General features: G+C 34.1%; 12 protein-coding genes and 1 pseudogene. All 13 read right to left on the bottom strand.

What is annotated here, in order from left to right:
* The coding region (locus CQZ94_RS28350; RefSeq protein WP_308728141.1) for an amino acid permease at positions 1-850 on the bottom strand (850 nt) is incomplete at its 3' end.
* A 298-nt stretch (positions 851-1,148) separates the two neighbouring features.
* Complete coding sequence (gene sdaAA / locus CQZ94_RS28355; RefSeq protein ID WP_002120780.1) at positions 1,149-2,036, bottom strand: L-serine ammonia-lyase, iron-sulfur-dependent, subunit alpha; 888 nt, start codon at positions 2,034-2,036, stop codon at positions 1,149-1,151.
* Between the two features lie 22 nt (positions 2,037-2,058).
* Positions 2,059-2,757, bottom strand: coding sequence for an L-serine ammonia-lyase, iron-sulfur-dependent subunit beta (gene sdaAB / locus CQZ94_RS28360; RefSeq protein ID WP_002120784.1), 699 nt, complete (start codon positions 2,755-2,757; stop codon positions 2,059-2,061).
* Positions 2,758-3,672: 915 nt separating this feature from the next.
* A pseudogene (locus tag CQZ94_RS28365) lies at positions 3,673-4,151 on the bottom strand (IS6 family transposase); the annotation flags it as partial.
* A gap of 172 nt (positions 4,152-4,323) precedes the next feature.
* On the bottom strand, positions 4,324-6,150 hold the full coding sequence (locus CQZ94_RS28370) for an acyltransferase family protein (protein ID WP_105588130.1): 1,827 nt from the start codon (positions 6,148-6,150) through the stop codon (positions 4,324-4,326).
* Positions 6,151-6,738: 588 nt separating this feature from the next.
* Positions 6,739-7,416 (bottom strand): response regulator transcription factor, encoded by a 678-nt coding sequence (locus CQZ94_RS28375; RefSeq protein WP_105588131.1) that lies wholly within the window; start codon positions 7,414-7,416, stop codon positions 6,739-6,741.
* Positions 7,417-7,960: 544 nt separating this feature from the next.
* The gene (locus CQZ94_RS28385) at positions 7,961-8,101 is read right to left on the bottom strand and encodes a YrzO family protein (protein ID WP_002114966.1); all 141 of its coding nucleotides are present in this window, start codon (positions 8,099-8,101) and stop codon (positions 7,961-7,963) included.
* 324 nt (positions 8,102-8,425) lie between these two features.
* Positions 8,426-8,866 (bottom strand): hypothetical protein, encoded by a 441-nt coding sequence (locus CQZ94_RS28390; protein WP_181149564.1) that lies wholly within the window; start codon positions 8,864-8,866, stop codon positions 8,426-8,428.
* Positions 8,867-8,912: 46 nt separating this feature from the next.
* Positions 8,913-9,242: a sensor histidine kinase gene (locus CQZ94_RS32505; RefSeq protein ID WP_374954561.1), complete on the bottom strand. Its 330-nt coding sequence runs from the start codon at positions 9,240-9,242 to the stop codon at positions 8,913-8,915.
* A 305-nt stretch (positions 9,243-9,547) separates the two neighbouring features.
* On the bottom strand, positions 9,548-10,213 hold the full coding sequence (locus CQZ94_RS28400) for a YkyA family protein (RefSeq protein ID WP_105588133.1): 666 nt from the start codon (positions 10,211-10,213) through the stop codon (positions 9,548-9,550).
* A gap of 17 nt (positions 10,214-10,230) precedes the next feature.
* Entirely contained in the window at positions 10,231-11,043 is an 813-nt protein-coding gene (locus CQZ94_RS28405; protein WP_105588134.1) for a peptidoglycan-N-acetylglucosamine deacetylase, read from the bottom strand.
* Between the two features lie 730 nt (positions 11,044-11,773).
* Positions 11,774-12,907, bottom strand: coding sequence for an alanine dehydrogenase (ald, locus tag CQZ94_RS28410; RefSeq protein ID WP_105588135.1), 1,134 nt, complete (start codon positions 12,905-12,907; stop codon positions 11,774-11,776).
* 129 nt (positions 12,908-13,036) lie between these two features.
* Positions 13,037-14,260, bottom strand: coding sequence for a PucR family transcriptional regulator (locus CQZ94_RS28415; RefSeq protein WP_105588136.1), 1,224 nt, complete (start codon positions 14,258-14,260; stop codon positions 13,037-13,039).
* Between the last annotated feature and the right edge of the window lie 866 nt (positions 14,261-15,126).

Here is a 15,126-nt window from a genome sequence, read left to right on the forward strand (position 1 = left end):
AACTCAAGGTACTGCTCCAAACAAAGAACATAACAACAGCGAATGTCATGATATAACAAACTTTTTGTATTTGAGCACATTTGGCATCAGTAGCTTCTATTCCATACGTAGCTCTCTGTTTCATAACAAATGACGAAATCATAGGAGAATGATTAAACGAGAATACTATGATTGGTAGTATCATCCATATCGTTCCCAAATATCCTGTTCCTGTTGAAGCAGTAGAAACACTTGAAAAACTAAGCATTGACGTATTCCACTGTGGAATCAAAGATATTGAGATAAAAAGTAGAGAAGCTATGAAAGGATATACTAGCATGCTCATTATCTTTACAGTGATATCTTGACCAAAATTTAGTATAGCGATAAGACCGAGTACTAATACAAGCGATAAAATGGCCCTTGGAGGCTCCTGCATGTGCAATTGATGCACGATAAAACTACTTGCAGTATTTGTAAGTGCAACAGAATACATTAGCACGATTGTATAAATTGAGACGAAATATACTATGTTAAAAATGATACTTGCCTTATTTCCAAAATACTCTCTTATTGTACCTGTAATCCCCTCTTCAGCAGAATTGGAAGCATATATCATTTTAGCAAGCGCCCTATGTGAGTAATACATAACTGGATATGCAAGTAATGTAATTAGTAGTAATGATAATACCCCCCCTGAACCTGCATTAATCGGTAAAAAGAGTACTCCTGCTCCAATGGCTGTTCCAAAAAGGCTCAATGCCCAGGTAGTATCCTGTTTATGCCACTTTGTAGGATCTGGATATTTCTCATTTTTTACTGCAGTATTTTCAGCCTGAAATTCTATTTTTTTTGCAGTATTCCCATTCATATAATAATTCCTCCTTGTGTCCTATTCTTCCGTCTCTTTTTAAGGCTTAGGAATATAGACCGTTCTTGAAAAATGAATTGCTTACAAAGTGCGCCACATCGTGTGTCCTTCTTCTAAGTTGATCAAAATCGAAAAATTCGTTAGTCATCAACCTGATGGGTTTGTTAGCTCTTACAAAACACTTTAATTATATAGTAGTATATTGTAGTGATAATGGCTCTCAATATACAGACATCCTTAGGAGAACAATAGAGAATAGGATTGTTAACTATTTCACAATATTTCCGATAACTGTTTATTAATTTGATTGTTTCTCCCCAAAGATTTTATTTTTAATGGCAATCCCTGTAGGTGTGGCCGCAATTCCGCCTAAACCTGTCTCTCTTAATTCGCGAGGCATCTGTCTTCCAACTCTATACATCGCTTCAATAACTTCGTCTGCATTGATGATATTGTTTACGCCGGCTAATGCGATGTCTGCTGCTGCCAAAGCATTTGCCGTTCCAATGGCGTTTCTCTTTACACAAGGAATTTCTACCAAACCAGCGACCGGATCACAAACTAGACCGAGTAAATTTTGTAATGCGGTTGAGAAAGCTTCAGAAGATTGCTGTGGCGTTCCTCCGGCAGCTTCTACCGCTGCTGCAGCCGCCATTGCTGAGGCACTGCCTACTTCAGCTTGACATCCTCCGTACGCTCCTGAAATACAAGCGTTATTTGCGACTATCGTTCCAAATAACGCTGAAGTGAATAGAAAATGGATCATATCTTCATGAGTTAACTGCAACGTATCTTTAATACTATATAGGACTCCCGGGATCGTCCCACTCGCACCTGCTGTTGGGGTTGCACAAATAGCCCCTAATGCAGCATTTACTTCATTAACACCGATAGCACTTTGAATCCCTAACACCATCAAATCTCCAGAAAGAGTTTTCCTATTTTCTCGATAGTTTTTAATTTTAACAGCATCACCTCCGGTTAAACCGGTCGGAGAAAATACCCCGTCGCCCTCGATACTTTTATTTATGGCATTTTCCATAGTCGCTAAATTTCTTTCCATTTTACTCCAAGCTTCTTCATAAGAAGTTTTAGTTTGTTCGATTTCCTGTTCGATTGCTAATTCATAAATTGGCTTTTGGCTTTTATTAGCTGCATCCACAATTTCTTTTATGGTCATATACATATTTTTTCACCCCTTAAAGTAACTAAAGAATAATGATATTAGCTATATTGCTTAAATTTCCTAATTCCTTCTGAACATAACCAGGCAATAGCGAATCTAAAGCGAATGCATATAAATATTTTCTGTTTTCTTCTAAACTATGAAAGTTGTTAATTTCCACATCATATTGTTTAAAGATCCTGCGTAAGACAAATTCAAAGTCAGCTCTTTCGGAAATCGCAATAATAACTGGCAATGGCCCCTGCAGATCTAAGCTAAATCCGTCAATTTCAACATGTTTGACTTCAATTAATCCACCGCCGACCGAAATACCCATCGTTCTAATACTTCGGCTTTCATCCTCTAAATATACATCTGCCGTATTTGGATGACCAGCAGGACTATCACCCGCTTTTTCAATAAAGGTAATGTCAATTCCTTTAGATTCTGCTATTTTAATAGCATCTGGCACTTTGCTGTCATCGGCAGCAAATCCTAATATCCCAGCAATAATTGCAAAATCAGTTCCGTGTCCTTTATGGGTTTCAGCAAATGATTCATAATACCTTACCACGACTTTTTTTGGAAGACCTTGAAATAATTTATTGGCAACTGTCCCAATAGCCAAAGCACCTGCAGTATGTGAACTTGAAGGACCTATCATTACCGGCCCAATCACATCAAAACAACTTTTGTATTTAACAACCTTTTTTTCTTTAATAGATGCTACATTCATGTTCATATAAGCACCCCCATAATTTATTATTTTTAATTGCAGTTGAATCTAAGTTATTAGAATGACCAATTCAAAATAAGATCGAGTTGATAACGCTTTCATTTTTCATGTTAATAAATTTCCCTTCTGACCACACACCTTTCTTAGAGTAATCGTATCAGTATGTCCAATTTTAGAAGGTTACTTGCAAGGTCTTTAGAATTTTTGCACCAGAACTAGGTTTGATATTTTCTCTAGAGGTAATAGATTATCTCTCGACGCCCTCATTATAACTTGTATATTTATGAGTTTAATATTTTTTTATTTTCAGAAAGATTGAATAAACAGAATCTTGAATGGATAATAAATTACACTTGGCATGTAGCAATTGTGTCCATTGTTTGAAGCTGTATTAGTTAGTAGAAAAGCAAAAATAACACAGAGTTCCTTTCATTAACACATTGATTATATTGGAAAATCATTATAAAGATACTTATACTTTCCTTTGTTGAAACATCTTATTTTAGACGTGAAAGCTGTTGCAATAAATGATTAATGTAGATGGAAAGGAATAAATTAATGAAATATAAAATCTTTTTCGGATATTCATGATACATTTTGTATTTATATACATTTTCAGAAAAAAGGAACTTCTTTTTGGGGTAGAACCACACATCCATCGACTTAAGGATTTAGACTATTCTTGAAGTTAAAAGCACGTTACTATTCTCTTATGTTAATTCGGAAAAAGGGTTCCAAGAGTATATCTTGAGGTGCTGGAAAAAACGCGTTGTGGTAAAAATAAGTCATTCAGATGTTTCTTGAATTCAAGTCGCACCAATTAACGGTTGTGGCACACAAGAATTATAAGATTGTAGAAAATAGCGATTTTGTTGCAAAGTTGGTTAAAGAATAGATGATTTCAACCAAAAGCACTTTATTTTATGCGATTGTTACTAACTTTCGTAATTCATCGTAAGTCAAAAAACCGAAATCTGGGCCTAGATTTCGGTTTCTTTTATATAATGCATGAACCGTTTCAATTCCTTTTATTGTAAGTGAGGCGTGACGTAAGTTTTGAATCCTGCGGATTTAGCAAAGCGTCGCTTTATATGTCTATGGTCCTGTTCGATTAGATTATTTCGATATGTAACCGTGCAATGCATAGTTTCTTTATACAAGCCCTTTTTTAAAAATTTTTTAGACGCACAAAGTAAGGCGGGTGCTTTATCTGTAGTGAGAACCGTGGGTTCTCCAAAAAAATTTACTAATCTTTTCATAAAGGCGTAAGCCCCATGATGAGCTCGTGTTTTACGAAGTTGAATATCCAATGTGTATCCATCTTTATCGATCGCACGATATAAATAACACCATTTTCCTTTGACTTTAATATAGGTTTCATCCAAACGCCAAGATAGCTGTGCCCCCGTTCTTTGTATTTGAGCTGTGTTATCTGGTTACCCACCGTTATTAAATATAAGTCAAAAAAGAACTTGTAGCGAATCTACAAGTTCTTTTTTATTACAAATGATTTTACTCAGAATAACAATTTGTAATTATAATGGTTAGAATCGTATTCTGAAGCGAATTAAATTATTGATTCGCTTGATTTATTTCTTTTGCAACAAGTGACGCATATGCTTCTGCACCTGTTTTCGTTAAATGTACGCCATCTGGCGCAAAGTATGCCTTATTTCCATCACTTGCTGAATACCAATCGACTAGCGTCACATTTTGGTATTCAGATGCTACTTCTTTTAATTTTTCATTCACTAATGATTCCCATGGACGTGGTACCCTCGTATTGATTAGTACAATTTTACGTTCATTCCCAATCATTTTTATTAATGAGACTAGTTGCTCCTTAGTAAAAGCACCATTTGTGCCTAATCCAATTATGACATAATTCCCTAAACTCCCCTCATTCTTTAGCTGTTCCACCGCAGGAATTGCTTGAGACAGTTGTCGACCAATTTTTGCATCAATCTTAATATTAGGAAACGCATTTTCCAAATACGGGGCGATATCAATCATAATTGAATCACCTACAGCTGTGACCGTTTGAGGCTCTTTAGTCTGCGCAGTAGCTTCTTGTTGTTCTTTATTTTGAGGTGGTCCCTCAGCTGGTTTTTCCCTAACCGCTACTGGATGTTTTGGCTTTTCTTTTTGCTCCGTTTGTACTGCTTCCACCTTATCTTTTTTTGGATTATCCTTCGCTTGGCTAGCTGTTGATAATCCAAAAACAACTATCGTGGAAATTAATAGTGCGCCTACTATAGCTAACTTGCCACTTAATGCTAAGTTTCTCATTCTCCACTTCTTAGAGCCAATATTCTTCAATGCCCCTTGTCTTATTGGATTTTCAATAAACTTCCATGAAATTTGTGCAACAATTATAATAAGAAGAAATTGAAGAATTGCTCTTGTAAGCGAAAACTCTCCAGCATTTACTTTTGAATTCGTCAATGTGATAATCGGATAATGCCAAAGATATATCCCATACGATCTTACACCCATCCAACGTAAAGGTCTAAATCGTAAAAATTGAGCGATTCGGCTAGCTGGATGAGCAAGGTTCGCCACTAACAAGGCAGTAGCAATTGATAAAAAGACCATGCCTCCGCGATATAGAAACGGATCATATTGATTCGTCTTCCAAAACATGATCAGAATGACAATAAGAGCAATTCCTCCGACTACGTCAAGAATGAGACGTGCTTGTGGAATAATTTTATTTGCAAGCCTACTGCTGGGCCAAATTAAGGCAAGTGCCGCTCCTATCAATAAAGAAAATGCTCTCGTATCAGTGCCATAATAAATTCTGCTTGGGTCAACTCCTGGTTCATACAGAACTGCCATTGCTAATGCTGAAGCAACTGCTCCAAGAACAATGAATAAAATAATATGTGATTTCTTTTTTATGTAATAAAATGCAAGGCTAATGATAAATGGCCAAACTACATAGAACTGTTCTTCAACAGCTAATGACCAAAAATGATTTAGCGGTGAAAGTTGATTAAAACTCTCAAAGTATGATAATTTGTGATAAATATACCACCAGTTACTGAAATACAATAAAGCTGCTAATGAATCCCCTCGCATCTTTCCTAACAAAGAACTATGAAAAATTGTAATCCACGCTAATACAATGATAAGCATGACAAGCATTCCAGGAAGTAGTCTCCTTGCCCTACGGAGCCAGAAATTTTTCAAGTCAATCCTCTTATTTCGCTTCCACTCTATGGACAAAATATCTGTAATTAGATAACCTGAAAGTACAAAAAATACAGTGACACCTAAGAACCCTCCGGGTATCCAATTAAAATTAATATGATATAAAATAACACCTAGTATGGCTAAGCCTCTTAGACTGTCCAATCCAACCATATAGCGACTATTTTTCTTTAATGGTTCAGGCATCCGCCAGTCACCCCCCATGTTTCTCTATAATGCGAGAATATTCAATGAATTTTCTTGCATTATAGAGAGTTAATTATTTTTAACTGCTTCCTTCAGACTTTAGCTGTTTTTCAAAACTAGTCATATGTCTTATATAGTCGTTTCCCGTTTTCTAAAAGGTAGCCTTTAAACCTATCAGGTTCTTCATCATTTTTTTATTGTTAGCCTTCCTATATTTATCTTTTTTGCTATTAACCCCACTAAAAAATGACGTAGAATACATATCCTACGTCATTTCATGTAAGTACGTCAAAGAATAAGGGAATCTTACACTCACATTAAAACACTAAGTTTTTGAAAAGTAAATCACAGAATTTCATCTGTAACCTTTTGTAACCTTTCATAATCTTAATATGAAGAATAAATACAAACAAAATTATATCCGGTTGATAATGTTTCCACTTGAATAGATTTTGCTTTTCCACACTGATCAGGTCCTTATTAGAGTACTAGTATCAGTATATCCAAGTTTTATAGATTTTTTGCACCAGAACCATAAATAAAAATTGAAAAAACTACTTCAAATAAAATACAAGCTAATCTTACGCTTCATCTCCAAACATATCCTTTTCCCCATACTGTTCGGAGAAACTGAGGTCCAGAGGGATTAAGTTCTATCTTTTGACGTAAGCGCCTTATATTTACACCTATTACTTTGGTTTTAACTACATAATTCACACCCCATATTTCATTTAAAAGCTCATCACGTGAAATTGACTTGCCCTGATTTTCCATTAAGCACCGTAAAATAATATACTCTGTTGGGGTTAAATCAATTACCACTCCCTCCTTATATAATCTTTCTTGCTGAAGATTTAATCGAAATGGTTCCGAATAAATCGATTCCATATTCTCTTTGTTTCCTTTTACCCTTCTTAGTAATGCTTGTACACGTGCTGTTAATTCAATTGAACTAAATGGTTTTTCAATATAATCATCTGCTCCAATTGTTAACCCTTGTACCTTATCCCTATCTTGAACACGTGCCGATAACATAATAATACCGATTTTTTTATTGTTTTCTCGTATACTTTTACATACCTGAAAACCATCTATTCCAGGTAACATCACATCAATTAATATAATATCAACATTATGTTTACCTAAAAGTTCGAGAGCTGTTTCTCCTGTATCTGCTGCTAACGCATTGAAACCAGCACGTTTCATATTTAATACAATAAAATTACAAATCGTTATTCCTTCTTCTACTACTAAAATAGTTGTCATACATCGCTTCTCCTCTACTCTACTCATGATGATATTCAGTTATAGGTTTAATATAAAATTCGGGCTTTTGGTATGTACATTTTTTTGGCACTGCATATACATGTAAATTTATTTTGACTGTGCTTCATAATTTTTTACCTTTCCATCAAAAGCCACTTCTCATCTGTATCGGTATAAAGAAGATACTGAGTATTCTTGGAACCCTCTTGAATTGTAATTTCCCCAACTAACTCTTTAGGAATTGTAATAAAATATCCTTGCTCTATATTTACACATCTCTCTTCTGTAGGCTGAAATTCAGCATTTCCCTTCCACGTACATAGTGTTCAAACAATGGGATTTCAGCATTTGGATATTTTTACTATCCATTCGGACGAACAGAAGTGGAAAACTCAATTATTCCATCACCATTCAAATCTTGACTCTCTAACAAAAATTCATTCATAAGTGGATTTGTTTCATCTGAAATGATGACAAGTCCACTTATGAATGAATTAACGTGTCTAACTTTTGGGGGTCACTTCAATGCCCGGTCGTCTTTTCATTATATTTTTCTTTCATGTAACTCTTTTAAAAGCTGTATCATTTCAGCTTGTTGTTTTATCTTCTTACGACCATTTCGATTAATCGCTGCAAGTTCACATGCAATTCCAATGGCAAAGAAAAACAATAAACTTTCTAACATATAAAATCCTCCACATGCATTGTCTATTAGACAGCTTGGCGTAACTGTTCCTCTTGTAAGACCTGCTTATTCTTATTTTCTTCTTTACGCTGACAATATAAATAAGTTAAGTATTAAAAGAAATACTTGAAGATAATTTTATATTTATGTTTGTTTGCTCCATCTTGATAAACCTCCGAAAAATAAATTATTTAAACACATACAGTTGTATCACTTACAGTAACCATTACCATACCGTCACAATCGAAAATTCCTAGTGAATTGGATTTACATTATAACCAAATTTGAATTATTCGATTTTATCGTGTATTCATCTTCTAAAAGTTATTTCATCCTTTCACCAAAACTGTCTCTTCTAATCCGTATTTTTTTGATCCTATATTTTCTATTCTTATTAAGTTGGGAAATATCTTTTAACAAAAATACTATCGTAATGACAACCATTCCAAAATTAAATATAAGAGATGTTATAGCAATTTCGTCAGTGGAAGGTAATAAGAAGGTGGATACAAAAAAAATAATGGTAATAAAAGAAATGCTTTGTCTTATTGGTAGGATAGAATGCCTTTTTCTTGTATTATGGTATGTCATAACGGTGCCAGTAATTAATAATAAAGGAGCAGTGAGAAAGATTTCATTACATCTAACAGCACCTTCAACAAACCAAGGTAAAAATCGCATGGTTGAGGAACACATACATAGGTTGATTACTAAGGTAAATAATTGTATGAGAGATAACGTTATATTTAATTTTGCTTGTTTCATTTTATTCACCCCGTCATCATTGTTATATATGAGTGTGTTTATGTTGTTACAAAGGAAGTTTTATCAAAATCACTGTTCCCATCTCTTCTTTACTTACAATACTTACCGTGCCGTCATGTAGTTCAACAATCTCCTTCACAATGGCTAATCCATTTCCAGCTCCTGAAGAGTGAGTATTAATTTGATAAAAGGGCTGATTCACAAATGGTAAATATTCTTTTCCAATTCCAACCCCTTGGTCTTTTGTATTGATAACAGCTTGTCCTTCTTTTTGTGTTAAATTGACAAAAACTTTTCCATCTTTATGTGAATACTTAATAGCATTATCAATGACATTTTTAAAAATTTGTTTTAATCTATTTTTATCACCAAGCACGTCTATTTCTTCTAAACTAGTAATGATTTCAATCTATTTTTTCCTGCCTTTGGTTTTAACTGCCAAATTGTTTCGTGAAGTATATGATGTAATGACACCTTTTCTCTATATAAATGAAGATGATTTAACTCTAATCTTGAAATGTCTAACAACTCTTCTACAAGATGAATGAGATGAGACGATTCGTTTCATTCATCTTGTATTTGATCTTATAGCATAAAGGTGATTCCATTAGGAGCCTATAGTTATTCTTGTTCTTCATTATATATTTGCACCAGAACCTTTTAAGATACTAAAGCTGATAATTAATTTTCTTGCTTTTGCTCTTTTATTTTAATCTTCGCGTCTTTATAGAATCTTAGTTTTCCTTCATTATAATCTTTAGTATATTGATTGAATTTTTCTTTTTCTTTTAGTGTTTCTTTATTCAATGTATTGACAGCTTTAACTTTCTCACTAATCTCTTTTAGATTTGTTTCTTTTTCTTTTAACTTTTCATAAAGTTCTTTTTCAGTTATTAATGATTTTTTGCAGATTTTATCCATTTTTTGAAAAACTTCATAACGATTCTTGTAAACTTCTTCTACTTTTTTCGCTTGCTTTTGTAATTTTTTGTCCTCGATTTTATCTATATAATTATGAACCGATGTTGTTTCTTTTTGGGCTTTTTCTAGTACAACTTTTTCACTTTTCAACACTTTTTCACGTTCAGCTACATTTGTAACAGCCTGTTCTATTTTTGGTATTACTGCCTCGTTATGCTCTTTTCCTTCCTGTACAATTTGATCGTACAATTCCTGTCCTTTTGTTTCTAACTGCTCTAATTTGTTTACATTATCAAATAAAGTTTTTTCTTGATTTGCTGCGTTTTCAAAAGCAACATATAACTCTTCCTCTGGCTGTGCTCCCAGACATCCTCCAAGAAATCCAATTGATAAAATTCCAATTAACGCCACTTTTCTATAAGTCAATGTCAATTCCTCCTATGTTACATACGTTTATCATGCATAAAGTTCAATGGGAAATGATCATCTTCATGATATGCTTCAAATTCATACCCTTTTTCTTTTAAACCTTTAATAATAGCAGGTACTGCAGCAACGGACTGCGGATGAATGTCATGCATCAAAATAACTTCTTTTGGATCTGTCGCACCAGTCAGTACATTTTGAACAATTTTCACTTTCGCAGTATCAATTGGTACACTATTATATTCCCAATCTAATGAATCAATTGTCCAATCCCATACTCTAAGACCATCTTCTACAGCTTTATTACGAAGTTCTTCATGTAATCCTGGCATTGAACCATATGGTGGACGTGTTAGTTTTGGTGCATGTCCAAGAATACTAGCAATTAAACTTTGATCCTCTTTCATTTCATCTACATAGCCAGCTTGAGTATACAGTTTCTTATAATCGTGCGTCATACTATGCATTCCAACATAATGCCCTTCCGCTTCTTCTCGTTTTACTAAATCAGGATAAGATTTTACATTTTGACCAATTAGAAAAAATGTTGCTTTTGTATCATTTTCCTTTAATATGTCTAGTAACTGTGCCGTATACTTTCCTGGACCGTCGTCAAAAGTAAGATAAGCCACTTTTCTCTCTTGACCATTAAGGCGAACTGGTACTGCTTTCTTTATTTCAGTTTCGGGTTGAGTGCTTACTAGCTGCACTGGGTTTTCTTGCTTAGCTACAGCTGTAGCTGATGAAGTAATAGTTTGAAACATAAAGTAACCAATTGCAATTGCAACAATTGTAATTACTATGCGTTTTATATTGGTGATATTTCTCATGATAGAAGTCCTTCCCTCTTAAATCTTTATATACTAATGTTTTTATAAAGTTTTTGTTTATTTTATTACAACCCCCAACAATAAATATTGGGAAGATTACAATGTACCCATTCTTCACAATAGCCCATTTAACTTCTGTTCTTGACGAGTAACTATTAATTTGATAAATAAGCTGGTTCACAAATGTCAACTGCTCTTTTTTAATTTCTGGATCTATTATAATGATTGCTGTTTGTCACATCTTTTGTATTAAAACTAATAATATGTTTCTTTTAACAGATGTGATATCGATTCCAGTTAGGTTTTTAATTGAAGTTTTTTGGTAATTCAAGAAGACTGGATAAACAGTTCATCCAATCTTCTTGAAAGAATATGGTAGTGCAATTTCTTCATCCATAGCTTCTTAAAATATGCAGCTATAGGTCTAATTGCTTTGAACGAGTAATACCTGCATTTCATAGTTTCATCGCTTTATCCAAAACGAGTCACAATCCTATTGTCTGTCTCTATTTATATGAAACTCTTTATAATTTCAACCCTATGTTAACAACTGTCATAACGTCTGTTTATTCCTTTATATGTTTCCCAAGTTATAAATAATTACAATAGATGTTATCTAATAAAATGTTAGCCAATAATATACGATAACATTCTTATTTCTTTATCCCTCGCTTTAATATATGAAAAAACACACAAATTTTATCCCTAATTAGAGTTTTATCCAAAAACTTTAATTACTTACAATTCTTTTTGCAAATGCTTCTTCTATGGAAACATACTTGTAGCCAAGTTCCTTTGCAACCACTTCACATGTAATTTCACCGTTCAACGTGTTTACTCCAAGTTTTAAAGCATCGTTTTCAAATATTGCTGTTTGTACACCCTTGTTAGCAATTTGTAGTGCATAAGGAATTGTTACATTTGTTAAAGCGATAGTGGATGTTCTAGGAACTGCTCCTGGCATGTTCGCAACGGAATAATGAAGCACTTCATATTTTTCAAATGTCGGATTATCATGTGTTGTTACATGGTCACATGTTTCCACAGCTCCACCTTGGTCAATCGCTACATCCACGATTACGGAGCCAGGCTTCATTCTTTGTACCATTTCTTCGGTGACAAGCTTAGGAGCTTTAGCACCAGGAATCAATACGGCACTAATTAAAAGATCTGCTTGTTTTACTGCTTCCGCGATGTTGAACGGATTAGACATCAATGTCTTGATTTGAGTACCGAAAATGTCATCTAGTTGTCGTAGACGATCTGCATTTAAATCAATGATTGTTACGTCGGCACCAAGACCAATTGCCATTTTCGCAGCGTTTGTACCGACGATACCTCCCCCGATGATGGCAATTTTACCACGATTCACACCAGGTACTCCTGCAAGAAGAATACCTTGACCACCGTTTGACTTTTGTAGAAATTGTGCTCCTATTTGTACAGACATGCGTCCAGCTACCTCACTCATTGGTGTAAGAAGAGGGCGGGTATGGTTTACTTCTACTGTTTCATATGCGATGGCGGTAACTCTTTTATCTTTAAGGGCCTGAGCTAAATTAGATTCGGCAGCTAAATGTAAGTATGTGAATAAAATTAAATTTGGACGAAAGTGAATATATTCACTTTCGAGAGGCTCTTTTACTTTCATAATCATTTCTGACTGATTCCATACTTCTGCAGCACTTTCAACAATTTCAGCGCCAGCATATACATAGTCTACATTTCTAAAGCCACTACCAACACCTGCATTTGTTTCAACTAATACCTTATGGCCAGCTGTCACAAATGGAATAACTCCTGCAGGTGTAAGTGCGACACGATTTTCATTATTTTTCATTTCCTTTGGTACACCAATAATCATAAAGTTCCCTCCCGTTACTTAATCTTTCAACTACCATATTTTAAGTATAGAGTATTGAAAATGTCTTTTCATTGTTGAGAAAAAACAAAAAAACAGCATCCTTTTGTGGAATTCCACAAAAGGATGCTGTTACATAAATTTTTTCAACTTGAGATCCAAGTACAGAATCATTTTTTGATTTGGATCTTTTAAATCAATCTCACTAATTTCATAAATACGCTTAAGCCTATAGCTAAGTGTATTAGCATGAATATTCAATGCCTTGGCTACTTCGCCAACATTGCTATCTTTATTTAAGTAGACTTCCAACGTTTCAATAAGATTACAATTATGCTTATGGTCATATTCATCTAGCTTTTGCAACGCCTGATTTTCATACTCTTCATCTTTTCTTTGCTCAAGTAGAAGATCAATCAATTGATAAATCCCTAAGTTTTGGTAGCTGTGAATATTAGTTGTGTCAGAAGGGAATTTTTCTTTTATGGATAAAACCGTTAGCGTTTCTTTGTAAGCTTTACTGATTTTTTGGTAATCACTATATACGTTGCTAAATGCCGGCTTGATAGATTTGATGCCATATCGCTTTTCCATATTGTGTACAAACGTTTCGATGAAATTGTTGATTTCATGAAAAGGGCGCTTCACATTATCCAATGAAGTAAGAAGAATCAATTGATTACGATCAATTGTATAAAGTAAAACTTTCAAGTGTTGACTTGTTTTTAACAAATAAGAAATTTGTTTTTCTTTTTCATTCGTAATTCCTTGCTCAAAACGGAATACAGAGACAGTAAATAAGGATGCTGGAGTTATTTGGAGCAGGTAGAAATTTTCCATAATTTCTGTGTTTACCTGCATATGATTAGTTAGCAGTTTCCAAAAAAACTCTTGTGATCGCTCTTCTTTTTGGTTTTTTCGGGCTTGAAGTTGCAACAACTTACTTTTTACGACCTCCGCGTATTTTTTTAGCATGAGACAATCTTGTTCAGTTAAAGATTTTTCAATTTCTAAAGCCCAAATGAATCCTAAAACGTCTTCTTTGTTCCAAATAGATATCGCGACTCTATCGCCGAGACCAATATCATCTCTTTTTTTTACACGAATAGGCTCCCGATTTTTTAATAAATCGGGAATAATTCCTTCTTTCCACAGGTTATTGATTACTTTTTCAGGTACGCGACGCCCCATAATAGTACCAATTCTCGCTGGGTCTGTCCTTTCATCATGGGTACTATACGCGAGAAGGCGATGATTTACATCCTCAATAGTAATCGGACATTGCAAAATCTCACTAACTATATCAGCAAATTCATCCAAACTATCGAAGGTAACTCTAAAAGAATCATTTTTCATATATGTCAAGGTGCCTCCATCCTAAGTTAATATAAATTTTCGTACTCACTGTAAGAAAATTATCCTTCGTATAAAAACTCAATAATTTCACCCTTTTCTAGCTATAATCATGTTCATAAAGTGTGTAAATAATTCAATGTTCAGTTAATCGGCTGTTTTTATCCTTCTGAATATATAATCCTTCTCTAAGAACCCTGTCATAGTAAGAATTTATAGTCCTTAGCGTACAATTTTCCCTGAATGATATAGTGATCTCTATTAATCACACTGAAAAATGACGCAGAATACATATTCTACGTCATTTCATGTAAGCACTTCAAAGAATAAGGGGATCTTACACTCACATTAAAACACTAAGTTTTTGAAAAGTAAATTACAGAATTTCATCTGTAACCTTTTGTAACCTTTCATAATCTTGATATAAAGAATAAATGTAAAGGCGTATCACCTACATTTTAACAAAAATATACGCTAAGCAGGCCACAATAAAAAGAGCCAATTTTACCCTATCAAGAGTAAAGTTAGCTCTTTTATTAGTACACGTATTTTACCTAGAAATTTTATCTGTTCTGTCGCCTAATATTTCAATAAATTCGCTGTACTCCTATTCATATAATATCTTTTATTGTAAATCTTCGAACTCCCACAAAAGTAAATATAATAACAAATAAGCAACTTAACACATAAAAACTACTAAACTGAAAGAAAGTCTGCAAGCCTTCTAGATGAATTGGGTCCATTGCTAATCCTGGTTGCGCAAATGGCGGTTCTGGTGCGAAAACTTCAAGATAATTGCAAGTAATCTCTAAATCTTGGACATACTGATACTATTACTCTAAAAAAGGTGCGTGATCAGTATGGAAAAG

Source organism: Bacillus sp. MYb209, assembly GCF_002975175.1.
Taxonomy (GTDB): Bacteria; Bacillota; Bacilli; order Bacillales; family Bacillaceae_G; genus Bacillus_A.